27 protein-coding genes and 1 pseudogene are annotated in these 24,365 nt (G+C 62.9%); 19 read left to right on the top strand and 9 right to left on the bottom strand.

The features are described 5' to 3' along the window. Positions 1–28: 28 nt before the first annotated feature. The 10 genes from nagZ to JQK88_RS27025 all read left to right on the top strand — a co-directional run bounded on the left by nagZ (position 29) and on the right by JQK88_RS27025 (position 9,233). Entirely contained in the window at positions 29–1,048 is a 1,020-nt protein-coding gene (gene nagZ / locus JQK88_RS27070) for a beta-N-acetylhexosaminidase (protein ID WP_203280000.1), read from the top strand. 61 nt (positions 1,049–1,109) lie between these two features. After that, positions 1,110–1,913, top strand: coding sequence for a segregation and condensation protein A (locus JQK88_RS27065; protein ID WP_192257679.1), 804 nt, complete (start codon positions 1,110–1,112; stop codon positions 1,911–1,913). Beyond that, a complete protein-coding gene (gene scpB, locus JQK88_RS27060) occupies positions 1,910–2,695 on the top strand; it encodes an SMC-Scp complex subunit ScpB (protein WP_192257309.1) in 786 nt (261 codons plus the stop codon). Before JQK88_RS27065 ends, scpB begins: the two co-directional genes overlap by 4 nt. 180 nt (positions 2,696–2,875) lie before the next feature. After that, on the top strand, positions 2,876–3,097 hold the full coding sequence (locus tag JQK88_RS27055) for a twin-arginine translocase TatA/TatE family subunit (protein WP_023667688.1): 222 nt from the start codon (positions 2,876–2,878) through the stop codon (positions 3,095–3,097). 29 nt (positions 3,098–3,126) lie between these two features. After that, the gene (gene tatB, locus JQK88_RS27050) at positions 3,127–3,873 is read left to right on the top strand and encodes a Sec-independent protein translocase protein TatB (protein WP_203279999.1); all 747 of its coding nucleotides are present in this window, start codon (positions 3,127–3,129) and stop codon (positions 3,871–3,873) included. Beyond that, positions 3,870–4,745 carry a twin-arginine translocase subunit TatC gene (tatC, locus tag JQK88_RS27045; protein WP_192257305.1) on the top strand — a complete coding sequence of 292 codons (876 nt, stop codon included), beginning with the start codon at positions 3,870–3,872 and terminating at the stop codon, positions 4,743–4,745. The genes tatB and tatC overlap by 4 nt, the downstream gene beginning before the upstream one ends. A 116-nt stretch (positions 4,746–4,861) precedes the next feature. Next, a complete protein-coding gene (serS, locus tag JQK88_RS27040) occupies positions 4,862–6,166 on the top strand; it encodes a serine--tRNA ligase (RefSeq protein ID WP_192257304.1) in 1,305 nt (434 codons plus the stop codon). Further along, on the top strand, positions 6,166–6,927 hold the full coding sequence (gene surE, locus JQK88_RS27035; protein ID WP_142865079.1) for a 5'/3'-nucleotidase SurE: 762 nt from the start codon (positions 6,166–6,168) through the stop codon (positions 6,925–6,927). Before serS ends, surE begins: the two co-directional genes overlap by 1 nt. Before the next feature lie 26 nt (positions 6,928–6,953). After that, the gene (locus tag JQK88_RS27030) at positions 6,954–7,607 is read left to right on the top strand and encodes a protein-L-isoaspartate(D-aspartate) O-methyltransferase (protein WP_192257302.1); all 654 of its coding nucleotides are present in this window, start codon (positions 6,954–6,956) and stop codon (positions 7,605–7,607) included. Between the two features lie 117 nt (positions 7,608–7,724). Next, positions 7,725–9,233, top strand: coding sequence for a LysM peptidoglycan-binding domain-containing M23 family metallopeptidase (locus tag JQK88_RS27025; RefSeq protein ID WP_203279998.1), 1,509 nt, complete (start codon positions 7,725–7,727; stop codon positions 9,231–9,233). 126 nt (positions 9,234–9,359) lie between these two features. Here JQK88_RS27025 and JQK88_RS27020 read toward each other — a convergent pair whose 3' ends face one another. Then, entirely contained in the window at positions 9,360–10,250 is an 891-nt protein-coding gene (locus JQK88_RS27020; RefSeq protein ID WP_203280012.1) for an NAD-dependent epimerase/dehydratase family protein, read from the bottom strand. A 111-nt stretch (positions 10,251–10,361) separates the two neighbouring features. Here JQK88_RS27020 and JQK88_RS27015 point away from each other — a divergent pair, with 111 nt between their 5' ends. Further along, on the top strand, positions 10,362–11,177 hold the full coding sequence (locus JQK88_RS27015; RefSeq protein ID WP_203279997.1) for an AraC family transcriptional regulator: 816 nt from the start codon (positions 10,362–10,364) through the stop codon (positions 11,175–11,177). 3 nt (positions 11,178–11,180) lie between these two features. Here the strand turns inward: JQK88_RS27015 and JQK88_RS27010 are convergent, their stop codons facing one another. After that, on the bottom strand, positions 11,181–12,056 hold the full coding sequence (locus JQK88_RS27010; RefSeq protein ID WP_203279996.1) for an ATP-binding protein: 876 nt from the start codon (positions 12,054–12,056) through the stop codon (positions 11,181–11,183). 271 nt (positions 12,057–12,327) lie between these two features. Between JQK88_RS27010 and yajC the strand changes: the two genes are divergently transcribed. The 7 genes from yajC to JQK88_RS26975 all read left to right on the top strand — a co-directional run bounded on the left by yajC (position 12,328) and on the right by JQK88_RS26975 (position 19,275). Then, complete coding sequence (yajC, locus tag JQK88_RS27005) at positions 12,328–12,675, top strand: preprotein translocase subunit YajC (protein WP_112564772.1); 348 nt, start codon at positions 12,328–12,330, stop codon at positions 12,673–12,675. A gap of 55 nt (positions 12,676–12,730) precedes the next feature. After that, positions 12,731–13,831 carry a SecDF P1 head subdomain-containing protein gene (locus JQK88_RS27000; RefSeq protein WP_203279995.1) on the top strand — a complete coding sequence of 367 codons (1,101 nt, stop codon included), beginning with the start codon at positions 12,731–12,733 and terminating at the stop codon, positions 13,829–13,831. Between the two features lie 185 nt (positions 13,832–14,016). Further along, positions 14,017–16,566: a protein translocase subunit SecDF gene (secDF, locus tag JQK88_RS26995; protein ID WP_203279994.1), complete on the top strand. Its 2,550-nt coding sequence runs from the start codon at positions 14,017–14,019 to the stop codon at positions 16,564–16,566. Between the two features lie 11 nt (positions 16,567–16,577). Further along, positions 16,578–16,967 (top strand): Mth938-like domain-containing protein, encoded by a 390-nt coding sequence (locus JQK88_RS26990; protein WP_112564768.1) that lies wholly within the window; start codon positions 16,578–16,580, stop codon positions 16,965–16,967. 25 nt (positions 16,968–16,992) lie between these two features. Further along, a complete protein-coding gene (locus JQK88_RS26985; RefSeq protein WP_203280011.1) occupies positions 16,993–17,814 on the top strand; it encodes a phytoene/squalene synthase family protein in 822 nt (273 codons plus the stop codon). Positions 17,815–17,896: 82 nt separating this feature from the next. Next, positions 17,897–18,331: a hypothetical protein gene (locus JQK88_RS26980; protein ID WP_203279993.1), complete on the top strand. Its 435-nt coding sequence runs from the start codon at positions 17,897–17,899 to the stop codon at positions 18,329–18,331. Continuing rightward, positions 18,331–19,275, top strand: coding sequence for a sterol desaturase family protein (locus tag JQK88_RS26975; RefSeq protein WP_203279992.1), 945 nt, complete (start codon positions 18,331–18,333; stop codon positions 19,273–19,275). The genes JQK88_RS26980 and JQK88_RS26975 overlap by 1 nt, the downstream gene beginning before the upstream one ends. Before the next feature lie 7 nt (positions 19,276–19,282). Here the strand turns inward: JQK88_RS26975 and JQK88_RS37540 are convergent, their stop codons facing one another. The 4 genes and pseudogenes from JQK88_RS37540 to trmFO all read right to left on the bottom strand — a co-directional run bounded on the left by JQK88_RS37540 (position 19,283) and on the right by trmFO (position 21,357). Further along, positions 19,283–19,459 (bottom strand): hypothetical protein, encoded by a 177-nt coding sequence (locus tag JQK88_RS37540; RefSeq protein WP_376740460.1) that lies wholly within the window; start codon positions 19,457–19,459, stop codon positions 19,283–19,285. 22 nt (positions 19,460–19,481) lie between these two features. After that, positions 19,482–19,607 (bottom strand): annotated as a pseudogene (locus tag JQK88_RS37535) (type II toxin-antitoxin system RelE/ParE family toxin); the annotation flags it as partial. After that, on the bottom strand, positions 19,579–19,881 hold the full coding sequence (locus JQK88_RS26965; protein ID WP_203279991.1) for a type II toxin-antitoxin system ParD family antitoxin: 303 nt from the start codon (positions 19,879–19,881) through the stop codon (positions 19,579–19,581). The pseudogene JQK88_RS37535 and the gene JQK88_RS26965, both read right to left, overlap by 29 nt. A 66-nt stretch (positions 19,882–19,947) precedes the next feature. Further along, on the bottom strand, positions 19,948–21,357 hold the full coding sequence (gene trmFO, locus JQK88_RS26960; RefSeq protein ID WP_203279990.1) for a methylenetetrahydrofolate--tRNA-(uracil(54)-C(5))-methyltransferase (FADH(2)-oxidizing) TrmFO: 1,410 nt from the start codon (positions 21,355–21,357) through the stop codon (positions 19,948–19,950). A gap of 164 nt (positions 21,358–21,521) precedes the next feature. On the opposite strand from trmFO, the gene JQK88_RS26955 reads away from it, so the two are divergent. After that, positions 21,522–22,010, top strand: coding sequence for an RrF2 family transcriptional regulator (locus JQK88_RS26955; RefSeq protein WP_203279989.1), 489 nt, complete (start codon positions 21,522–21,524; stop codon positions 22,008–22,010). Here the strand turns inward: JQK88_RS26955 and JQK88_RS26950 are convergent. The 3 genes from JQK88_RS26950 to JQK88_RS26940 all read right to left on the bottom strand — a co-directional run bounded on the left by JQK88_RS26950 (position 21,993) and on the right by JQK88_RS26940 (position 24,316). After that, positions 21,993–23,009, bottom strand: coding sequence for a mechanosensitive ion channel family protein (locus JQK88_RS26950; RefSeq protein WP_203279988.1), 1,017 nt, complete (start codon positions 23,007–23,009; stop codon positions 21,993–21,995). The two genes, JQK88_RS26955 and JQK88_RS26950, sit on opposite strands and share 18 nt — an antisense overlap. A 66-nt stretch (positions 23,010–23,075) precedes the next feature. Then, positions 23,076–23,501 carry a cupin domain-containing protein gene (locus JQK88_RS26945; RefSeq protein ID WP_203279987.1) on the bottom strand — a complete coding sequence of 142 codons (426 nt, stop codon included), beginning with the start codon at positions 23,499–23,501 and terminating at the stop codon, positions 23,076–23,078. Positions 23,502–23,563: 62 nt separating this feature from the next. Continuing rightward, complete coding sequence (locus JQK88_RS26940; RefSeq protein WP_203279986.1) at positions 23,564–24,316, bottom strand: SDR family oxidoreductase; 753 nt, start codon at positions 24,314–24,316, stop codon at positions 23,564–23,566. Positions 24,317–24,365 lie beyond the last annotated feature (49 nt).

Raw genomic sequence — 24,365 nt, 5'->3', positions numbered from 1 at the left:
TGACGGCGCGAAGCCCTAAACTCAAGGGATGACCGAATCAAAATCCATGATCCTCGGCTGTGCCGGGAAATCGCTCACTCGCGACGAAATCCGCTTCTATCGCAATGAATGCCCGTGGGGCTTCATTTTGTTTGCACGCAACATCGGCGAGACCGAACAGATCCGCGATCTGGTCGCCGAAATGCGCGACTGCATCGGGCGGCCCGATGCGCTGGTGTTCATCGACCAGGAAGGTGGAAGGGTGCAGCGCCTGCGGCCGCCGCTAGCACCAAACTATCCGGCCGGCGGTGCGCTCGGCGCATTGTGGCGCAAGGACCATGATGCCGGCACGCGTGCCGCCTGGCTGATGGCGCGGCTGCACGCCTTCGATCTCTTACGCTACGGCATCTCGGCCGATTGCCTTCCGGTGCTGGATGTGCCGATCGAGGGCGCCAGCGACGTTATCGGCGCGCGCGCCTACGGCAAGGAGCCGCGTCCGGTCATCGAGCTTGGCCGCGCCGCGGCGGAAGGGCTGATGTCGGGCGGCGTGCTGCCGGTCATGAAGCACATTCCGGGCCATGGGCGCGCCTTTGCCGACACGCATTTCGAACTGCCTGTGGTTGATGCCTCGCTGAGCGACCTGCAGCGGCATGATTTCGCCCCGTTCCGGGAGCTTAGCCATCTGCCGATGGCGATGACGGCGCATGTCGTCTACAGCGCCATCGATCCGAACAATCCGGCGACGACGTCGGGCAAGATTATCGACGAGATCATCCGCCGCGAGATCGGCTTCGACGGGCTTCTGATGAGCGACGACACTTCGATGAAGGCACTTTCTGGGGATTTCCCGACAAAGGCGGCCGCGATCCTTGCGGCGGGCTGCGATCTGGTCCTTCACTGCAATGGCGTTTTCGAGGAGATGGCGGGCATCGCATCGCGAACCACAGGACTTGAAGGCACGTCGCTGGAACGCGCCAAGCGGGCGCTGACCTATATAAGGGATCGTGACCGGGCCGACGAAACCGAGATACGCGCCGAGTTTGCCACCTATTTTGACGCAGTGGCCTAGACAGGAGACAAAGGGGCAAGTGGCGGAAACATTGGACAGCAAGGCTGCGAAGGCCGCACCGATGGACCGTCTGTGGGCCGAGAACGACGATTCACGCGTCACCGGCGATCCGTCGCTAGTCGTCGATGTCGCCGGTTTCGAAGGTCCGCTTGACCTTCTTCTGCACCTTGCCCGCACACAAAAGGTCGATCTGGCGCGCATTTCGATCCTGGCGCTGGTCGAGCAATATCTGACCTTTGTCGAGACGGCGAGGGCGCTGCGGCTCGAGCTTGCCGCCGACTATCTGGTGATGGCGGCGTGGTTGGCCTTCCTCAAGTCGAAGCTTTTGATCCCCAAGCAGCCCGGCGAGGAAGGCGAGAGCGGCGAGGAACTGGCGGCGGTGCTGCAATTCCGGCTGAAACGGCTGGAGGCCATGCGCGACGCCTCGGCGCGGCTGGTCAACCGCAACCGGCTCGGCCGCGACGTGTTTGCGCGCGGCATGCCCGAAATGGTCATCGTCGAAAAGCGCAACGCCTATTCGGCCTCGCTCTACGATCTGCTCACCGCCTATGCCCAGCAACGCCAGAAGCAGGCGATCACCAATGTGACGATCGCCAGGCGCGGCGTCTGGTCGCTCAAGGATGCGCGCGACATCCTGGCCCGGCTGATCGGTTCGATGCGTGACTGGACGACGCTCGACAGCTTCCTGATAGAATATATGACGAGCCCGGAAGAACGGCGCACGGCGATCGCAAGTTCGTTCGCCGCGACACTGGAACTGGTGCGCGAGCGCCAGATTGATGTGCGGCAGGAGCAGGCATTTGCGCCGATCTATCTGCGCGACCACCGGGCATCGGCAATCAAGGCAGTTGAGGTGGCATCATGAGCGAACGCGCCAACGCTTCGGTCATTCCGTTCAAGGTCGAAGACGAGACGGAGGAGGGCATTATCGCCCAGGACCCGACCGAGACCCACAATTCGCCCCAGAACGCGCCCATGAATCCTGGCGAGCGGCTGCATATGGCGGAAGCCGTGCGCATGGCCGAGGCGATCGTGTTCGCCAGCGCTGAGCCGGTCAGTGAAAAACAGCTCGCAGCCAGACTGCCCGACGGCATCAACATCGCCGCTGCCATGGCCGATCTGCAGCAAATCTATGCGCGGCGCGGCGTCAATCTGGTCCGGGTCGGCGACGCCTGGGCATTCCGCACCGCCGGCGATCTCGCCTTCCTGATGAGCAGGGATACCGTTCAGCAAAGGAAGCTCTCACGCGCGGCGCTCGAAGTGCTGGCGATCATCGCCTACCACCAGCCGGTGACGCGCGCCGAGATCGAGGACATCAGAGGCGTCGAGACGTCGAAGGGCACGCTGGACACGCTTCTGGAGACGGAATGGGTGCGGATGCGCGGCCGTCGCCGCACGCCCGGCCGTCCGGTCACCTACGGCACGACGGACAGCTTCCTCGACCATTTCGCGCTGGAGGAAATCCGCGATCTTCCCGGCATGGACGAGTTGAAGGGGGCGGGGCTGCTTTCCGGCCGCATGCCGTCGAATTTCGCCATCCCGCTGCCGCCGGCCGATCCGGACGCGCTGACCGAGGACGAGGACGCGCTGACCGACATCGACCTCGAGGAACTCGGCCTGCTGACGCCACGCGTCACGGAAGATTGACCGCGGGCCGCTGTCAAAAAGCTGCATTGCGGCTGTAGATGCGCCGATTGGTAGCGGGCAGCTTTGCCGAAAATGCGTGACATAAGCCGCGCCTTCATAAACTTTGTCGCGGTTGTGTTTGAATCCCAACGCGAAAACGCATAGATCATCGCCAGGGAAAACATTCGAGAGAGAGTTACAATGGGTTCATTTTCGATTTGGCACTGGATGATCGTGCTGGTGATCGTGCTGCTGGTGTTCGGCCGCGGCAAGATTCCCGAGCTGATGGGCGACATGGCCAAAGGCATCAAGAGCTTCAAGAAGGGCATGGCCGACGACGACACCGCCGATGACAAGCGCACCGTCGAGCACCGCCCCGACGAGACCGTTTCGGCCGTGAAGGAAAAGGCCAGCAAGAGCTGAGCCCAAGGTTCTAGTCGGAACAGATTGCCATGTTTGAAGTCGGCTGGACCGAAATGCTGGTGATCGCGATCGTCATGATCGTGGTCGTCGGGCCCAAGGATTTGCCAAATATGCTGCGCACCTTTGGCCGCACGACGGCGAAGCTGCGCGCGATGGCCGCCGACTTCCAGAAGCAGTTCAACGAGGCGCTGAAGGAAGCCGAACTCGACGACGTCAAGAAGTCGGTCGATACGCTCAGGGGCCTCAATCCGGCAGCCGAGATCCGCAAGCAGCTCAACCCGTTCGAACAGGCGGCAGCCGATGTGCGCTCCGGCGTCGATGCGGTGATGAAGCCGAAGCCTGCGGTCGATCCCGCAACGCCGGCGGCGGAGACGCCGCAGGCAGCGGAGCCGCTCAAGAACGGCGCGACGGTGATGCCCGGTGTGAGCGCTCCGGACGCTGCCCCGCCAGCGCCGATCTTCCCCGCCATGACCGACGAGTCCGTGCTAACAGCGGCCGCTGCAACGACAGCGCCGCAAAAAGCGCCTGCAAAGAACGCCGCGGCACCGAAGCAAGCGAACGCCCCGGCACCCAAGACGGCGGCAACCAAGGCAGCACCGGCAAAGTCGGCACCTGCCGCTAAAGCTTCGGCCAGACTGTCGGCAGCGCCCGCCAAGGTGGCACCGGCAAAAGCCGGTAAATCAGCTGCTGCACCAAAGGCAGCTATTAAGGCTGACCCGAAGCCTGCGCCGGCCAAAAAGCCTGCGCCCAAGAAGACGGCCGGAGCCGCCAAGTGAGCATTACGGACAGCGAAAAGGACGAGATCGAGAAGTCGTCGGCTCCGCTGATGGAGCATCTGATCGAACTGCGGCGGCGGCTGATCTGGTCGATCGGCGGCTTCTTCGCCGCTTTCCTCGTCTGCTTCTTCTTTGCCAAGAAGCTGTTCAACCTTTTGGTCATCCCGTTCAAATGGGCGACGCAATGGGCTGGGCTCGATCCGCACAAGGTCGAGCTGATCTACACGGCGCCGCAGGAATTCTTCTTCACCCAGGTCAAGCTCGCCATGTTCGGCGGCATGGTGATCGCCTTTCCGCTGATCGCCACCCAGATCTACAAATTCATCGCGCCCGGCCTCTACAAGAACGAACGCAACGCCTTCCTGCCATTCCTGATCGCTTCGCCGATCCTGTTCCTGATGGGCGCGTCGCTGGTCTATTTCTTCTTCACGCCGATGGTGATGTGGTTCTTCCTCGCCATGCAGCAGGCCGGCACTGACGATCAGGTGCAGATTTCGCTGCTGCCGAAAGTGTCGGAATATCTCAGCCTGATCATGACGCTGATCTTCTCCTTCGGCCTGGTGTTCCAGCTGCCGGTGGTGACCAGCCTGATGACGCGCGTCGGCATGCTGTCGTCGAAGGCGTTGGCCGAAAAGCGCAAATGGGCGATCGTCATCGCCTTCGTCGTCGCGGCCGTGCTGACGCCGCCCGATCCGATGAGCCAGATAGGTTTGGCCATCCCGACCATCCTGCTTTACGAAGTCTCGATCTGGGCGGCCCGGTTCATCGAGCGCGATCAGGTCAAGCAGAAGCTGGCGCGCGAGAAGCAGGAAGCTGCCGAAGCCGTGGCCGAAAAGGCAGCGAAAGCGTCCTCGACGCAGGCTCCCTCCTAGCCGCACAGTTCTGGTGTCCGCGTCTGCGGAAAAACGCGACGGTCGCTGAACGCTCGTCTTGCATCGGTCAAGGATGCGGTTTACGCCCTCTGGCCTAGCTCAGGAGCGTAGTACCCATGCTTGACATCAAATGGATTCGCGACAACCCGAAGGCCCTTGTCGAGGCGCTGGCAAAGCGCTCGTGGTCGGCTGACGACGCGCAGTCCACGGTCGATGATCTGATCGCCAGGGACGAGGCGCGTCGCGAGCACGTCACCGAATTGCAGACCAAGCAGGAGCGCCGCAACGCCGCCTCGAAGGAGATCGGCAACGCCATGCGCTCGGGCGACGCAGCCCTTGCCGAAAAGCTCAAGGCCGAAGTCGGCGACATCAAGACCTTCATCCAGAATGGCGAGGCGCGCGAGCGCGAACTTGACAAGGCGCTGAACGATGCGCTGGCGGTGCTGCCTAACGTGCCGCTCGACGACGTTCCGGTCGGCAAGGACGAGCACGACAATGTCGTCAAGCACATTGTCGGCAAGGTGCCGACGCGGCCGAACTGGGTGAAGGAGCATTTCGAGATCGGCGAAGCGCTCGGCATGATGGATTTCGAGCGGGCGGCAAGGCTGTCGGGATCGCGCTTCACCGTGCTGAAGAGCGGGCTGGCGCGCATGGAACGTGCCATCGGCCAGTTCATGCTCGATTTGCACACGACCGAGCACGGCTACGAGGAGATCATCCCGCCGCTGATGGTCAAGGACGAGGTCCTGTTCGGCACCAACCAGTTGCCGAAATTCGAGGACGATCTGTTCTTCACGCCGCATGGCGATGGCCGGCTGGGCCTGATCCCCACTGCCGAGGTGCCGCTGACCAATCTGGTGCGCGAGGAGATCACCGCGCATGAAAAACTGCCGCTGCGCTACACCGCGCTGACGCCGTGCTTTCGCTCGGAAGCGGGTTCGGCCGGGCGTGACACGCGCGGCATGCTGCGCCAGCACCAGTTCTACAAGGTCGAGCTGGTCTCGATCACCGACCAGGAGTCTTCGCTGGCCGAGCATGAGCGGATGACGCAATGCGCCGAAGAAGTGCTGAAGCGGCTGGACCTGCCGTTCCGCACCATGGTGCTGTGCACTGGCGACATGGGCTTTGGGGCGCGCAAGACCTATGACATCGAGGTCTGGCTGCCCGGCCAGAACGCCTATCGCGAAATCTCTTCTTGCTCGGTCTGCGGCGATTTCCAGGCCCGGCGCATGGATGCCCGCTACAAGGACAAGGACGGCAAGGGCAACCGCTTCGTCCATACGCTGAACGGCTCGGGCACCGCTGTCGGCCGCGCTCTCATAGCTGTCATCGAAAACTACCAGAATGAGGATGGCAGCGTAACCATTCCTGAAGTGCTGCGGCCTTACATGGGCGGTCTGGCGAAGATCGAATCGAAATAATGCGCATTCTTCTGACCAATGATGACGGCATCCACGCCGAGGGCCTGGCGTCGCTCGAGCGCATCGCCCGCACGTTGTCGGACGATGTCTGGGTGGTGGCGCCCGAGCAGGACCAGTCGGGCTATGCGCATTCGCTGTCGATCTCGGAGCCGCTGCGCCTGAGGAAGATCGGCGAAAAACACTATGCCGTGCGCGGCACACCGACCGACTGCGTCATCATGGGCGTCAAGAAGATCCTGCCCGGCGCGCCAGACCTGATCCTGTCCGGCGTCAATTCCGGCGCCAACATCGCCGACGACGTCACCTATTCCGGCACGGTCGCCGGCGCCATGGAAGGCGCGCTGCTCGGCATCCGCTCGATCGCGCTCAGCCAGGGCTATTCCTATGTCGGTGAGGATCGCGTTGTTCCCTACGAGACCACCGAGACGTTGGCGCCGGCGCTGCTGAAAAAGCTCGTCGCCATGCCGCTGCCCGACGGCGTGCTGCTCAACGTCAATTTTCCCAACTGCCTGCCTGACGAGGTCGCCGGCACCGTGGTCACCTCGCAAGGCAAGCTGGTGCACAGCCTGTGGGTTGACGAGCGCCGGGACGGGCGCGGCCTGCCTTATTACTGGCTGCGCTTCGGCCGCGAGCCGGTCGAAGGCAAGCAAGGCACCGATCTCCATGCTCTGCGCAACCGGCTGGTGTCGGTGACGCCGCTGCAACTCGACCTCACCGCGCATGAAATCCGCGATCAACTGACCAAGGCTCTGTCTGATTAAGGTTTTGGCATGAACAAGGTTTTTGCATGAACTTGCCGCTAGACGACCGCGAGGGTTTTGCCGCTTTCCTGCTGCGCCTGCGTGGCCGCGGCGCGGTGCCGAAGGCGTTGATCGCCGCCTTTGAAGCGACGCCGCGGCGCGGCTTCCTCAACGGCCAATACCATTCCATCGCCTGGTCGGACGGCATGCTGCCGATCGAATGCGGCGAGGCGATCGAAGGCGCCGACTTGCAGGCCGCGGTGATCGCATCGTTGGCAATAGAGCCCGGCAACCGTGTGCTCGAGATCGGCACGGGGTCGGGCTACACGGCGGCGGTGATGTCGCGGCTGGCGGCGCGGGTCGTCAGCATAGACCGCTACAAGACGCTGGCCGAGCAGGCGAGGCAACGTTTCGAGGCGCTCGGCATCGGTAATGTCGTCGTGCGCCAGGCGGACGGTTCGAATGGGCTTGCCAATGAAGGGCCGTTCGACCGCATCGTCGCCTGGGCGGCATTCGACAGCCTGCCGCGCTTCCTGCTCGACCAGTTGTCGAGTGGCGGCATCGTCATTGCGCCGATCGGACCGGAAGAGGGCGAGCAGGTGCTGGCCAAGCTGACCAAGGTCGGCAGCCGTTTCGAGCGCGAAGATATCGGAACCGTGCGCCTGCAGCCGATCCTGCGCGGTGTCGCGGCGGTGATCTAGCGGCGCGCTTGAATATTTTAAGAAAATTTGCGTCGGATTCTAATGGGTTAACCCGCCAGTAACATTAACGCGCTTTAATCATGACCAGTGTGTACCGGGTCTGTGCGGGTTAGTGCGATGCAATTCAGTGTTTTGAAGGCAAACGGGCGTACTCTGTCGCGGGGTTGCGCTGTCCTCATACTAGCCGGCGTAGCTGCGGGGTGTAGCTCCCAGGCCTCGCGGTTCAACGGTGTCGACGACGTCTTCACCTCCTCGACCAACAATCAGCGCGCCATCATCGACAAGCAGAGCACCGCGCAGCCCTATCCGGGCGATGTTTCGCCAGCGCCGATCGCTGCGGCACCGGTCGATGGCAGCCACACCCAGTCAGTCAGCCGCTCCAGCCTGGAGCCGGTCACCGTGCAGCAACTGCCGCCGCCAAGCCAGCCCGCGGCGGTGCCGATGCGCGCCGCTTCCGCACCGGCGCCTGCGCCGGCACCGCATGTCGACAGGACGACGACGACCGGCACCGTCCAGCCGGCAAGGCCGTTCAAGAATGCTGATGAGCCTTACGCGCCGAAGCCGGCCGCCGGCACGCCGCATGCCACCGAGATCGTCGTCAGGGACGGCGAGACCATTTCCGGCATCGCCCAGCGCTATCACGTGCCGGCCGATGTGATCATGAAGGTCAACGGCTTAAGCGCCACCAAGGGGCTCAAGACCGGCCAGAAGCTGGTCATCCCGGCCTATGCCTATTCGAGCAAGGGGACCGAGCCGAAAGTTGCCGATGGCAAGCCGGCGAACAGCCCCAAGGCGCCGGCGCCGGAGAAGGTCGCCGTGCTGCCGCAGCAGCCGAAACACAAGGACGGCAAATCCGCCGCGCAGGTCGACGCCTCGGCCGCCGCGAACAAGCCGAAGACCGAGAAGCCGGTGCAGCAGGTGGCTGCGGCCGCACCCAAGGCTGGCGCCGGCACCTACACGGTCCAGCAGGGCGACTCGCTATCCTCGATCGCACGCAAGACCGGCGTCGGCGTCGTCGCGCTGAAGCAGGCCAACGGCATGCAGGACGGGCTGCTCAAGATCGGCCAGACGCTGAAGGTTCCGGCCGGTGGCACGGCAACGGTCGCCACCGCCAAGCCCGCAAAGGTCGATCCGGTGACGACGGCCACTACCCAGCCGGCGGCAAAGCCGACGGAGACGCTCGCCACCTACACGCCGCCGAAGAAGGACGCCAAGGTCATCCAGCAGGCCGAGGACGACGACGCTGTCGCGCCGGACGCCACCGGCATCGGCAAGATGCGCTGGCCGGTGCGTGGCCGCGTCATCTCCAGCTTTGGCGGCGGCAAGGATGGTGTCGACATCGCCGTGCCGGAAGGGACGCCGGTCAAGGCGGCAGAGAACGGCGTGGTCATCTATGCCGGCGACGGCCTCAAGGAATTCGGCAACACGGTGCTGGTGCGCCACGAAAACGGTCTGGTCACCGTCTACGGCCACGCCAGTTCGATCGAGGTGCAGCGCGGCCAGAAGGTCAAGCGCGGACAGGAAATCGCGCTGTCGGGCATGAGCGGCACCACCGACGCGCCGAAGCTGCACTTCGAAGTGCGCAAGAACTCGGCCCCGGTCGATCCGTCCGGCTATCTCGAATAGTCGGGCTGTCTCGAATAGAACAATAAACGATTGCAGGCCGTCTGACCTCCAGTCCGGCCCGCCGGCTCAGCCCGCTCCGCAAGGGGCGGGCTTTTTCAGTTGCGGAAGATTGCCTGACGACCGGACTTACAGATAATCCTGGAGGGTGTCGGCGATCATCTCCTCGAGACTGCTGGCCTTAACGCCCAGAAGCGTCTCCGCGTCGGAGGAATCAATCAGCAAGGGGGTCTCGAAGAGGTACCTCATCTCGATCAGCTCATGCATGCCGAGCGCTTCCATCTCGGGGATGGAGTAGGAGTGCGTCTCGGCAATATCCCGGCCAAGCATCGCCGCGGTTTTGCGGATAAGCTCGTTGGGCGAGGCGTATTGCGAGGGGACATGAAACGCCCGTCCCCATTCGCCGGTGTAGCGGGAGGCGGCGACGAGCGTCCTGGCGACGTCCTTGGTGAAGCTCCAGGCATGAGTGGCGTCGAGGTCACCAATGAAAGCGGTTGGCTTGCTCTCGATGATGGAGGGCAGCGCGATCAGCGAGAAGTAGCTGATCGCGCCGTGCCCGAGATAGTCGCTGGACCGGATTTCGATCGCCGGCACGCTGGCGCGGGCCGCCCGCTGCCACATGATCGTCCTGGCGGTTCCCTTCTTCGAATTCGGGTCCAGCGGCATGTCGGAGCGCAGCGGGTTTTCGCCATTCCTGCCGTAACCATAGAGGTTTCCAAGCACGATGAGCTTGGCGCCTACTGCTTCCGCGGCGCGCACGGTGCCGTCGATTATGGGGAAAAAGTCCGTTGGCCAGCGATGATATGTGGCCATGGCACACATCAAAACGGCATCGGCGCCCTGGCACACACGCGACAGCGCCGAGGCGTCCGTGGCGTCGGCCTGTATCGACCGCACATTCCGCAACACGTTCGAACCGATACTTCGGCTGGTCAGGATGACATCATGGCCTTCCTCGCCAAGAAGGCGAGCCGTCTCGCGACCAACCGGGCCCGCGCCGACAACAACATACGAACTCATCGCAACCTCTCTTCCGTGTTTAAAGGAGAGGCGGGAGTACAGGTTCGCGGCGTTGAAAATCGCGCGGGAATTGCCAAATCTTGAACAGGTTTCGCCATGAATCGAGAGAGCATGCTTCCGCAATTCGCTCCGGCCTCGTCCGACGTCACGATGGTTTGCCGGCATATCGAGGCAGGCGTCCATCGGCTGCCCCGCGCGGCGCACCATCGCATCATGGTGCATGCAAGCGCGGCGACGCGTTCCTACTGCAATCAGGCCGGGCGATATTTCGTCAGGCGCGCCGGCGACATCGACCTTGTGCCGGCCGGCGAGGAGGGCGGTTTCGAGGCCGAAACCCCGTTCGACACGATGGAGATCGTCTTGCAGCCGGCCTTGATGGAAAGGGTCGCCGCGGAACTTGGCGGCAAGGCGCGAGCATCGCGGCTGGAAACACGACATTTGCTGCGTGACCAGCGGATCGAGCATCTGGCTCGAGCGCTGCAGAGCGATCTCGCCGCAGGCGCGCCGAGTGGCCCTTTGTTTGCGGAAAGCATCGGCGCCGCGCTTGCGGTGAGGCTGCTCGGCCTCGATGGCCCTGACATGGTTCGAGCGAACCGGTTGTCTGACGCCCAGCTCAAGCGTGTCCTCGAACACATCGAGGCCGCTCTCGACGAGCCGCTTTCGATCGATCGCTTGAGCCGGGTGGCCGGCGCGAGCAGTTCGCATCTGCGCACATGGTTCAAGGCGGCGATGGGCGTCACCTTGCATCGCTATGTGTTGCGACGCCGCGTGGAAAGGGCGTGCGTCCTGCTGCGGCGCGGCGATCTCAGCACGAGCGAGATAGCGGCGTTGACCGGCTTCGCGCACCAATCACACCTGGCGTATTGGATGCGCCGCGAGATTGGCCAGACGCCGCGCGACTTGCGACGGGCGCAGCCGCCCAAGTAACATTCAATCCTTCAGCGGCTTGCCGAGCCGTCCCGCCAGATCCTGGGTGAACTGCCAGGCGACGCGGCCGGAGCGGCTGCCGCGCGTCGTTGCCCATTCCAGCGCTTCGGCGCGCAGCTGCTCCGGGTCGATCTCCAGCCCGTGATGGCTGGCATAGCCGTTGACCATGTCGAGATATTCGTCCTGCGAACATTTGTGAAAGCCGAGCCACAGGCCGAAACGGTCGGACAGCGAGACCTTTTCCTCGACAGCCTCGGACGGGTTGATGGCCGTCGAGCGCTCATTGTCGATCATGTCGCGCGGCAAGAGGTGCCGGCGGTTCGAGGTGGCGTAGAAGATGACATTGGACGGGCGGCCCTCGACGCCGCCTTCAAGGGCTGCCTTCAGCGACTTGTAGGACGTGTCGTCATGGTCGAACGACAGATCGTCGCAAAACAGGATGATGCGGAAGGGCGCCACCTTCAATTGGCCCATCAGCCTGGGCAGCGTGTCGATGTCCTCGCGATGGATCTCGATCAGTTTCAGCGGCAGGCCGGATTTGGCTTTGGCGTTGATCTCGGCATGCACGGCCTTGACCAGCGAGGATTTGCCCATGCCGCGTGCGCCCCACAACAGCACATTGTTGGCGGCGTGGCCGGCGGCGAAGCGCTCGGTGTTTTCGACCAGTATATCGCGCACGCGGTCGACGCCGCGGATCAGGCCGATGTCGACGCGATTGACCTTGCGCACCGGTTCGAGATAGCCGGGATCGGCCTGCCAGACGAAGCAGTCGGCCACGGCAAGATCGGTCTGCGGCACCGGCGGCGGGGCGAGGCGGGTGACTGCCTCGATCAGGCGGTCGAGCTTTTGGTTCAGGGCCTCGATGGTGCTGTCGGTCATGTCTCGGTCTTTTGTTGTTCTGCAAACGTGCGTAGCGGGCGGAAATCGTCCTGGTCCGGTCGAGATAGGAACTGGTTCCAAGCTTTTGTTTGAGCGTGATCTTTTGTGCAAACCACGCCCGTTATCCGGGAGCATGCTCTAACACGGGTCACCGGGCTGGAAAAGCAGCCGAAAGCCGGGCCGTCCAGTTGCATTGGCAACTTTACCCACTATATTCCGGCCAAATTTGGCGAGGCCGCCCTAAGGCCTTCTTCGTAACCAGGAGTTCTTGATGTTCGTCACACCGGCATACGCCCAAGCCACCGGAACTCCGCTTGGCCCGTTCGGGGATATCGGCATGATACTCCCGTTCGTGCTGATCTTCGTGATCATGTATTTCCTCATCATCCGGCCGCAGCGCGCGCAGCTGAAGAAGCGCCAGGAGATGCTCTCGGCGGTGCGCCGTGGCGACACGGTCATCACCGGCGGCGGCTTCGTCGGCAAGGTGACCAAGGTGATCGACGACCATGAGCTCGAGATCGACCTCGGCGGCGGCACCAAGGTGACGGCACTGCGCTCGACCATCGCCGACGTGCGGGTCAAGGGCGAGCCGGTGGCCAACCAGAACGCGAAGAAGTAAGTCCAGAACAGAACCGGATCTTAGGGCAGGGTAAACCAGCAACGGGCAACGCCATATGCGGTTTTCGCGCCTTACGAAGATCCTGATCTGGCTGGCGGTTGCGGTCGTGGTGGTGCTCGGCGTGCTGCTCGGCGCGCGCTCCCGGAAGCCGGACGGCACGCTCGACGATCTTCTTGCCTGGCTGCCTAAGCGGCACGCGAGCTTCGAGCAGCTGGGCGGCTCGCAGTTGCTGCTCGAGGTGGACAAGGACGATCTGATCAAGTCTCGTCTCGAGACGGTGCTTGCCGACATTCGCACGCTGCTGCGCGACGCTCGAGTTGGCTATAAGGGGCTTGGTCAGTCGGGCCGCGAGGCACATCTCGAGATTAGAGATCCAGCACAAGTCGATGCCGCCAAGAAAGCCCTGAAGATATTTACCGATCCGGTCGCCGGGGATAATCCGGTCAAGGAGATGCTGCTTGATGAGCCGGAACCAGGACTGCTCAGGTTCACGCTGACGGATGACGGTTTGAAGCTGCGGACGTCGATGGCGCTGGCGCAATCGATGGAAGTCGTCGAACGCCGGGTCAGCGACGGCATCGGCGTTGAACCGATCTTAAAGCCGCAGGGCAGTGACCGCCTCCTGGTTCAGGTGCCCGGCTTGCAGACGCCAGCTCGGCTTACCGACATTCTGGGGCAGCCCGGCAATTTGACCTTCCAGATGGTCGATACGACGATGCCGGTACAGGACGCTCTCAATGGCCGCCCGCCGGCAGGGTCCTCGGTGCTTTATTCGCAGGACGATCCGCCGGTTCCGTATCTGGTCGAAAATCGCGTCATTGTTTCCGGCGACAGCGTCGTCAATGCCCAGGCAACCTACAACTCGGCCATGAACGAGCCGGTTGTATCGTTCGCCTTCGATTCCAAGGGTAAGACGCGTTTTGCCCAGGCGACCTCACAGAATGTCGGGAGACCCCTTGCAATAATCCTCGACGATCGCGTGATTTCGGCACCCATCATCCGGGAGCCCATCCTGGGCGGTACCGGCCAGATATCGGGCAACTTCACAAAGGAGAGTGCTCAGGATCTTGCCCTGCTTCTGCGTTCGGGCCCGATGCCGGCAAAGCTGAAAATAGTCGAGGTGCGCACGATAGCGCCCGGCGGCGTTCAGAATTAGAATGGAAACCGACAGAGGCGATTGACGCTGAAACCGCTGCCAGCGGCAGCGCCGAATTGACCTTAGCGCGCTCGACAATCGACGATGTGCAGGGTAAGGGCGAGCCGGTGGCAGATAACAACGCCAAGAAATAACCGAATTGTCGGCGGAACGATCCGCCAGTGTGCCCTGACGGACGACGCCATATGCTGTATTTTTCGCGCCTGAAGATGATCCTGATCTGGCTGGCCGTGGCCGCCACGTTCATCCTTGCCGCGCCCAACCTTTTCCCCGCCAGCACATTGGCGCAACTGCCAAGCTGGGTGCCGAAGCGGCAGATGACGCTGGGTCTCGACCTGCAGGGCGGCTCGCATATCCTCTTGCAGATGGACCAGAACGATCTGGTCAAGGCGCAGCTGGAGACGACGCGCGACGAAATCCGCACGCTGCTGCGCGATGCCAAGGTGGGCTATACCGGCCTTGGCGGCACCGGCAGGACCGTGCAGGTGCGCATCACCGACCCAAATCAGATCGACGCCGCGAAGAAGGCGCTGAAGCCGCTGACCGATCCGGTCGCTGCCGGCCTGTTCACCGGCGGCTCCATCCAGGAAATGTCGCTGGATGATTCCGAAGCCGGCCTGTTGAAATTCACCGTCACCGACGCCGGCATCAAATACCGCACCTCGGCTGCACTGGCGCAGTCGATCGAAGTCGTCGAGCGCCGCGTCAACGAACTCGGCACCACCGAGCCCATCGTGCAGCGGCAGGGCGACGACCGTGTGCTGGTCCAGGTGCCCGGCCTGCAGGATCCGCAAAGGCTGAAGGAGATCATCGGCCAGACCGCCAAGATGACCTTCCAGATGGTCGACACCTCGATGTCGGTGCAGGATGCGCTCAATGGCCGCCCGCCGGCAGGCTCCTCGGTGCTTTACTCGCAGGATGATCCGCCGGTTCCGTATCTGGTCGAAAATCGCGTCATCGTTTCCGGCGAAGATCTCGCCAAGGCGACGGCAACCTACAACTCGCAGACCAACGAGCCGGTGGTTTCGTTCACCTTCAACTCGCGCGGCGCGACCCGGTTCGGCCAGGCGACCCAGCAGAATGTCGGCAAGCCATTCGCCATCATCCTCGACAATCAGGTGATTTCGGCGCCGGTCATTCGCGAACCGATCCTCGGCGGCAGCGGCCAGATATCAGGCAATTTCACCGCCGAGAGCGCCAACGATCTCGCCGTGCTGCTGCGCGCCGGCGCGCTGCCGGCGAAGCTGACCGTGATCGAAGAACGCACGGTAGGCCCGGGCCTTGGCCAGGATTCGATCCATGCCGGCAAGGTCGCCGGCATTATCGGCTCCATCCTTGTCGTCGCCTTCATGTTCGTCGCCTACGGCTTCCTCGGCTTCCTCGCCAACATTGCGCTTGCCGTGCACGTGGCGATGATCGTCGGTCTGTTGTCGTTGCTTGGTGCGACGCTGACCTTGCCCGGCATTGCCGGTATTGTGCTGACCATCGGCATGGCGGTCGATTCCAACGTGCTGATTTATGAGCGCATCCGTGAGGAGCGACGGCTTGGCCGCTCCGTGATCCAGGCGATCGATACCGGCTTCTCGAAGGCGTTGGCGACCATCGTCGATTCCAACGTGACGTCGCTGATCGCCACCGTGGTGCTGTTTTATCTCGGCACCGGCCCGGTCAAGGGCTTCGCCATCACCTATGCCATCGGCATTCTGACCACGGTGTTCACCGCCTTCACCTTCACCCGTCTGCTGGTGTCGATCTGGCTGCGCCGCGCGCGCCCGAAGGAATTGCCGCGCGCGCCGGTGACCTTCATTCCGCCGGGCACAAAAATCCCGTTCATGGGCATCCGCCGCTGGACCTTCGCGCTGTCCAGCCTGCTGTCGGTCCTGTCGGTTATTGGATTCCTGACCATCGACATCAATTACGGCATCGATTTCAAGGGCGGCTCGATCATCGAGGTGCAGTCCAAGCAAGGCGACGCCGATATCGGCGATATCAGAAGCCGGCTGTCGGAGCTCAACATCGGTGAAGTGCAGGTGCAGCAGTTCGGCGCCCCCAACGACGTGCTGATCCGCGTCGGCACCCAGGAGGGTGGCGAGAATGCCGAGCAGACCGTCATCGACAAGGTGCGCGGTGAGCTGCAGGATAATTATGATTTCCGCCGCGTCGAAGTGGTGGGTCCCACAGTTTCGGGCGAACTGGCCAAGCAAGGCACCATTGCCATGCTGGTCGCGCTGATAGGCATCCTGGTCTATGTCTGGTTCCGCTTCGAATGGCAGTTCGCCGTCGGCGCCATCGTGGCGACGGTGCATGATGTGGTGATGACGCTCGGCTTCTTCGTCATCACCGGGCTCGAGTTCAACCAGTCGTCGTTGGCGGCGATCCTGACCATCATCGGCTATTCGTTGAACGATACGATCGTCGTTTATGACCGCGTCCGCGAGGATCTGCGAAAATACAAAAAAATGCCGCTGCCGCAATTGCTGAACAACGCCATCAACGAGACCCTGTCGAGAACGACGCTGACCTCGGTGACGACGATCCTGGCGCTGTTGGCGCTGGTGCTGTTCGGCGGTGAAGTGATCCGGTCGTTCACCATGGCGATGCTGTTCGGCGTCGTCTTCGGCACCTATTCGTCGATCTTCATCGCAGCACCCTTGCTGATCCTGTTCAGGCTAAGGCCGCAGGCGACGGCGGACGAGGAGAAGCCGATGGGTGGCGGCAAGGCCGTGGCGACCTGACGGCCACCCCGGTGGCAAAAGGCATCGTCATCCGCGAGGCGCATTTCCCCGGCCGCGCGCCGATCGAGGCCTATGGCAATGGCGGCTTCCGCTTCGCCGATATGTCGCATCGCGGCTCGCTGCTGTGCCTGCCCTCGGGCATCCATGGCTGGGAACCGGCCGATCCGCTGGCGCTGACGGCGGCGGATTTCAGCCTACTTTTGGCCGAGGCCGGCAAGGTCGAGATCCTGCTGGTCGGCACCGGCAAGGATTTGCGACCGTTGCCGGCGGCACTGCGCGCGGCATTGAAAGCGGCGGGCATTGCCTCCGACCCGATGTCGACGGGAGCGGCGGTGCGGACCTACAATGTGCTGCTTGCCGAAGACCGCGCCGTGGCCGCAGCCCTTATCGCCGTCGACTGACGTGACCGATACCGCCAACATCGTCATGGAGGCGGTGCGCGCCGGCGACCATGACCGCTATGTCAGCGCGCTCTATGCACCTGCCGACAAGCGCCAGGCGCTGTTTTCGCTTTACGCCTTCAATGCCGAGATCGCGTCTGTCCGCGATCGTATTCACGAGGCGCTGCCTGGCGAGGTGAGGTTGCAATGGTGGCGCGATATCATCGCCGCTGAGGCCGCAGTCTCCGGCAACCCGCTCGCCGACGCGTTGAAGGCGACGATTGCCGCCCACGGCCTGCCGAATGCTGCCTTCGACAACATGCTCGAAGCCCGCATCTTCGACCTCTATGACGATCCGATGCCGTCGCGCACCGATCTTGAAGGCTATTGCGGCGAGACGGCGGCAGCGCTGATCCAGCTTGCGGCGATGGTGCTCGATCCCATCGAGGCGCCGCGTTTTGCCGAACTGGCGGGCAGGGCGGGATGCGCGCAGGCGATGACCGGCCTTCTGCTGCTGTTGCCGCTGCATCGACGGCGCGGCCAATGCTTTGTGCCGGCCGATATTCTGGCAGCGGCGGGATCGTCGCCTGAGGAGTTTGTCAGCGGCGATGGCGGTCCCGGCGCGGAGCGAGCGGTGGCAGCGATGATGGCATTGGCGCAGGAGCATCTCAGCGCTTTCGAGCAAGGGGCTTCGGCCGTTCCAGAGACGCTACGCCCGGCTTTTTTGCCACTGGCCCTTACCAGGGCCTATCTCGGCAAGATGAAGGACGGCCGCCGTTCGCCTCTGGCTGGAGCGGTGCGCCTTTCGGCCTTGCGCCGGCACTGGCTGTTGCTCCGACGCGCGACGCGGGGCTGGCCAGCCATTTGACGTAAACGTCAATCGTGCTAGAGATTCTCCGGCCCGAAATCATCGCCAAAAGACGCGACCGGGCTGGAGGAGATTTCTGTTCATGAGCCTGCCTGTGCTGGTCGCACTCGTCGTTGTCGGCATCGCGCTGTCGGTGCTGGCCGTGCACTTCACCGGCGGCAGCAAGATTGCGACGCTTGCCGGTGCGGATCAGGCGCTCAGCCGGTTTGCCGATGATTTTCCGGACGAGAAAGCGGGAGCGGTGCGCCTGACGGCGGATAGCAGGACGGCGTTCCTCGATCTCGGGCAAGGGCGCTGCGGCATCGTCCACAGCGTCGGCGACTGCTTCTTGACCCGCATCGTCACGCCGCACGATGTCCTGGCCGTCGACGTCGACGAAGCCGGCGCGATCGCGCTGAAGCTGGCCGACTTCACCTGGAAGGGCGGGCGCTTCGCCTTCGCCGACAAGGCTGACGCCAGGGCTGTCGCGGCAGCGCTTGGGCCGCAGGAACCGAGCCTGGCGAAGGAGGCCGCGTGATGGACGACTACAATTTCCCTGAAGTGACCCAGCTTGCCATTCCGTTCTTCGTCGCCGCCATCCTGATCGAATTATGGTTGGCCGGCCGCGCCAAGGGCTCGTTCGAGACGCGCGACACGCTGACCAGCCTGATGATGGGCACCGGCAATGTCGTCGCCGGCCTGCTGCTCGGCGTCGTTTCCTACTGGGCGCTGCTGTGGCTGTGGCAGTTCCGCTTCTTCAATCTCGGCCTGTCGGTATGGGTGTTCCTGGCTGCCTTCCTGCTCGATGACCTGCGCTACTATGTCTATCACCGTATCGCGCACAGGGTGCGCTGGGTGTGGGCCGAGCATGTCAATCACCATTCCAGCCAGCACTACAATCTGTCGACGGCGCTGCGGCAAAGCTGGACCGGGCTGTTCACCTTCATGTTCGTTTTGCAGGCGCCTTTGGTGCTGCTCGGCTTCCACCCGGCGGTCATCGCCTTCACCTTCGGCTTCAATCTGGTCTGGCAGTTCTGGATCCACACCGAGGCGATCGGCAAGATGTGGGGCTGGTTCGAATTCATCTTCAACACGCCCTCGCACCACCGCGTCCACCACGCCACCAATCCGCGCTATCTCGACGCCAACTATGCCGGCACGCTGATCATCTGGGACCGCATGTTCGGCACCTTCGTTGAGGAGTTGGAGGAGGACCGGCCGCGCTACGGCATCGTGAAAAATCTCGGCACCTTCAATCCGCTGAAAGTGGCTTTCCACGAGTGGATAGGCATGTTCAGGGATGTGTTCGCGCCGGGGCTAACGCTCAGCGATCGCATCAACTACCTGATCAAGCCGCCGGGCTGGAGCCATGACGGCTCGCGCGAGACTTCGGAGACGCTGAAAGCAGCCTATGTAAGGCGAAATCCAGGAGAGGCGGGCAAGCCGGGATTGCCGATGACGGGTGCCGAGCCGGCAGAGTAGTCATCTATCAAGACGGCTCGCCGCTATCTCGCATCAGAGCTTCGTAGTCGCGGCCGCCATAGAAAATGCTGACGATGTGGACAAGATCGTCGGCGATGACATAGACATGATGGCTGAGTGCTCGAATGGGACCATTCGCAACCCGGGCGCGATATCGTGCGTGGGCGGCCACCACGAGGGGCATTCCCGATGCTCTGGCAGCGCTCCTTGATACGATCGACAAACCCGTTGGCGATATTTTCGCTGCCACTGCTCTCGAGGATGTATGCGCCGATCGCTTCGAGGTCGAAAATCGCGTTTTCGCTAAGAACGACGGCGAGACGCTGGATCATCATTGTCTCGCGCGAGTTGCGAAATCCGGCTCTTTACCCTGTTGATTGCCTCTTCGAGCGGAACAGCAGGCCTGGTATCCTCGATTGAAGCCTTTACCCGCGCCCTGATCGAGGCCATGCACTCGGCATGTGCGTCCTCTTCGCGCTGGAAGGCGCGGAGCGCTGCGCGGATGACTTCGCTTGCGGAGCCGAAGGAGCCGTCCTCGACCTTTTCGCGGATCATGCGCGCCATCGCTGGCGTGACAGTGACGGATAGTTTTTCGGCGGATTCCATGGAATGGGTCCCATCAGACAGCGAGTAGGATAGTATCCTACTTCTTGCTGCGGGTCCAATGGCTCGTTACTCCGCCGCCTCGGCCCGCGCCGGCAGCCCGAGCCACTCCCGGCAATCGGCCTGGGCGCGCGCGGTGATGGCGTGGCGTTTCGCCACCGTCTTGTCCTTGCCGCGCAGGCGCTTGCCTTCGGTCTTCGGCGCTTCGACCGGCGGGAACAGGCCGAAATTGACGTTCATCGGCTGGAAAGAGCGTTTGCCCGGTTCGTCGTCCGAGACAATGTGGCCGCCGGTGATGTGGTTGAGCAATGCACCGAAGGCGGTGGTGAGTGGCGGCAGCGATGGCGCATGGCCGAGCCGCTCGGCGGCAGCGAAGCGGCCGGCGAGCAGGCCGATGGCCGCGCTCTCGACATAGCCCTCGCAGCCGGTGATCTGGCCGGCGAAGCGCAGGCCGGGCCGCGACTTCAGCTGCAGCGAGGCGTCGAGCAGCGTCGGCGAATTGATGTAGGTGTTGCGGTGCAGGCCGCCCAGCCGGGCGAAGTCGGCGTTTTCGAGCCCGGGAATGGTTCGGAACACGCGCACCTGCTCGGCATGCTTCAGCTTGGTCTGGAAACCGACCATGTTGTAGAGCGTGCCCAGCGCATTGTCCTGGCGCAGCTGCACCACCGCATAGGCTTTGACCGTCGGATTGTGGGCATTGGTCAGCCCCATCGGCTTCATCGGCCCATAGCGCAGCGTCTCGACGCCGCGCTCGGCCATGATCTCGATCGGCAGGCAGCCGTCGAAATAGGGTGTGCCTTCCCATTGCTTGAATTCGGTCTTCTGGCCGTCGATGAGCGCCTGCACGAAGGCGAGATACTGCTCCTTGTCCATCGGACAGTTGATGTAGTCCTTGCCGGTGCCGCCGGGCCCGACCTTGTCGTAGCGCGACTGGAACCAGCAGGTGTCCATGTCGATGGTGTCGAAATGGATGATCGGGGCGATGGCGTCGAAGAAGGCCAGCGCATCGGCGCCGGTCGCCTCGGCGATCGACTGGGCGAGCGAAGGCGCGGTCAGCGGGCCGGTGGCGATGATCGCCTGGTCCCATTCCGACGGCGGCAGGCCTGGCACTTCCTCGCGCTCAATGGTGATCAGCGGATGGGCTTCGAGCTTTTTGGTCACTGCCTCGGAGAAGCCGTCGCGGTCGACGGCGAGCGCGCCGCCGGCCGGCACCTGGTTGGCGTCACCGGCGCTCATGATCAGCGAGCCGGCCAGCCGCATTTCGGCGTGCAGCAGGCCGACGGCGTTGTTTTCGGCATCGTCGGAGCGGAACGAATTGGAGCAGACGAGCTCGGCCAGCCCGTCGGTCTTGTGGGCATCGGTGCCGCGCACCGGGCGCATTTCATGGAGGATCACTGGCACACCGGCTTGTGCTGCTTGCCAAGCGGCCTCGGAGCCGGCGAGGCCGCCGCCGACAATGTGGATTGGATTTTTGCTCATGAACGCCGGAATAATCGCTTGGCGCGCTGTTGGCAATTGGCCGTTGCGAGCGTGGGCCGTTGCTGTCCCTCGTACTGCGCCGGCTGTCTGTTTACACAGCAGGAAAATAGGGATATTTCATATCCTTAATATAAGCTTGATCGGTATCGACCCGGAATCCATTGATGATCCTGAAAAGCCAAGTCGAATGGGCGCTGCACTGCTGCGCCATTCTCGCAGGCCTGCCTGCCGGGCGTTATCTCTCGACAAAAGCGCTCGCCGAATTCCACGGCCTTCCCAAGGAGTATCTTTCCAAGGCGCTGCAAAGCCTGTCGCAGGCCGGCCTGGTGGATACCACGCTCGGTCCGTCAGGCGGATACCGGCTGGCGCGGCCGCCGGCCGAGTTGACCTTCCTCGAGATCGTTGAAGCGGTGGAGGGCAAGTCGCGGACGTTTGTGTGCACCAACATCCGCGAAAACAATCCTTGCCGTCCGCAGGGCTATTGCGAAAGCGGTCCCTGCGCGGTGTCTCGCATTATGTGGGAAGCCGACGAGGCCTGGCGGGCAAAACTGCGCAGCGTCAGGCTTTCCGATCTCACCGAAGCGCTGGCGCAGGAGATTCCGGCGGAGCTTTGGAAGAGCAGCTTCGAATGGGTGCTAGAGCGCGCCGGCTAAGCGCATGACCGTCGCTTGCGGCTGGTCTCCCGTCGCCGGCAGCAGGATGGCATAGCTCTGCGGCCGCATAGCCAGGGAAAGACCATTCGCCTCGCAATGGCGATGGACAGAGTCGATCACCTCATTCCTCGCAAGCAACCGGTCGGCCGGACCGGCCACGCAAAAGAACAGGTCCACCCCGATTGCCACCGCGTCGATGTCCTTGAGCGCGACAAGCGGTGCCGGGTCCTTGACGATCCGCTCGCAGTTTCCGAGGGCCTCGCGCATAGCTCCCTCGATGACATGCGGCGCCTGTGTCCTGGCGATCCGCACGTTCACGCTGATCAGCTGTCTCTCGTCGGGACGGCTGAGATTGGTCAGGCTGACCTTCGCCAACACGCTGTTGGGCAGGATGACAATGTTGGACGCACCGGTAAGCAGATGCGTGGAGCGCCAGGTTGTTTCGACGATGCGTCCTTCCGTGCCGTCGCTCAGCATGATCCAGTCGCCGAGCGTATAGGGTCGGCCCAGCGTCAGCGCGATGCCGGAAAAGACGTCGCCAAGCGTGTTCTGCAGCGCAAGCCCGACAATGATGGCAACCACGCCCGACGTTGCCGCCAGCGTTGCGACGGGAACGCCGAAGACGAAACCCGTTATCGACAGCGCCACGCCGAGATAGATGATAGCGACGACCAGTTCCTGGAGCAGGCGCGCTTCTCGCGGCCGATGTTCCACGACGATATAGAGGCGCACAAAGCCGACAAGCGTCCAGGCAAGGTGTATCCACCAGAGGATGCGCGCCGACTTTGCCAGATACGCGCCCTGAAGATCGGTCTCAGCCACCCAATGCGGCAGGATTCCGCTGAGCCAGAGCACTGCAGTCATGCTGGCGAAGAACAGGATCTGGACGATCAGGCGTGCCATCGAGCGCCCACGGCCCTGGAAATACCAGACGACAATGCCGGCAAGCCCCAGCAGATTGATCAAGACCAGGGCAACGGAATGATGATTGTCGAACATGGGTCCCCGACAGGATAAAGCTCACAGGCAGGGCCGGACGCCGGAAGGGCGTCCGGCCCTTTCGGCCTACTTCGTGACCGGATAGGTCAATTCTTTCTGGGCGGTATCGACCACGAAGACGGCCAGCAGTTTTGCGGGCTTGGTCTTGCTGCCGTTCTCGCTCACGCTGTGGCGGTCGCCCGGCATCTCCGAAAAGCTCTCGCCGGCCTTGTAGACCTTAGCCGGATCGTCATTGACCTGGCTGCGGATGGAGCCTTCCAGAACCGTCGCGTAGATGAAGGCCGAGCTCGGATGGGTGTGCGCCTCGGAGACGCCACCGGGACCATATTCAACCAGGATGCCCTTGATGCTCTTGCCTGGCACATTCGGCAGTTCATGTTCATAGACAAGCGTGACTTTGGCGGCCTTTCCGCCGGCGTGAGCATCCTTGGCTCCGGCCGGGTTGGCCAGGGCTGCCGTCACGATGACGGCTGCGGCGATGGACTTGATCATTTCGAAATTCCTTTTCTTGTGTCGGCAATACGCTGCGCCTGGGCTGAGGCGCAGCCTGACGGTCATTTCCGCGCTGAAGTGGCGAACCACTGCTCGAAGCTGATGTGGCCAAGGCGGGGATCGTTGTCGGAGACGAGCGAATTGTCGTTCAGCCTGGCGCCGAAATAGAGCGCCTCCGGATCGGTCACGACCTTGCGGGGATCGCCGGAAGCCTTGAGGTAACGGGCGACGAGCTCGCTCATGCGCACACGCTCAGGGCCGGAAATCTCGATCGTGCCGTTGATCGGCGCGGCGAGCGCGACGTTGGCCATGGCATCGGCGACGTCGTCGGATGCGATGGGCTGCACATAGGCCGGCGACAGGTGCACGGCCTCGCCGACCGCGCCGGATTTGGCGATGGCGGGCAGGAATTCCATGAACTGCGTGGAATGAACGATGGTGTAGGGGATGCCCGAAGCCTTGATCAGCTTTTCCTGGGCGAGTTTCGCGCGGAAATAGCCGGCATCCTGCAGGCGTTCGGTCCCGACAACCGAGAGCGCGATATGGTGCTTGACCCCGGCAGCCTTGCCCGCCGCCAGCAGGTTGCGGCCCGAAATCTCGAAGAATTCCATCGCGGCCTTGTCCTCGAAGGACGGCGAGTTGGCGAGATCTATGACCACCTCCGCGCCAGCAAGCGCCTCCTTCAGCCCTTCGCCGGTGATGGTGTTGACGCCGGTGTTCGGCGCGGCTGCGATCACTTCGTGGCCCTGCTTGCGCAAGCGTTCGGTGGTTTTGGTGCCGATGAGGCCGGTGCCGCCGATGATGACGATTTTCATGATGCTCTCCGTTTGCGGCCGCGCTGTCACGCCGCATCGATTGATGGTT

The sequence above is a fragment of the Mesorhizobium caraganae genome, assembly GCF_016836705.1.
GTDB classification, from domain to species: Bacteria; Pseudomonadota; Alphaproteobacteria; order Rhizobiales; family Rhizobiaceae; genus Mesorhizobium; species Mesorhizobium caraganae.
The sequence above is the reverse complement of the archived record's forward strand: the minus strand, read 5'-3'. Positions and strand labels throughout refer to the sequence as shown.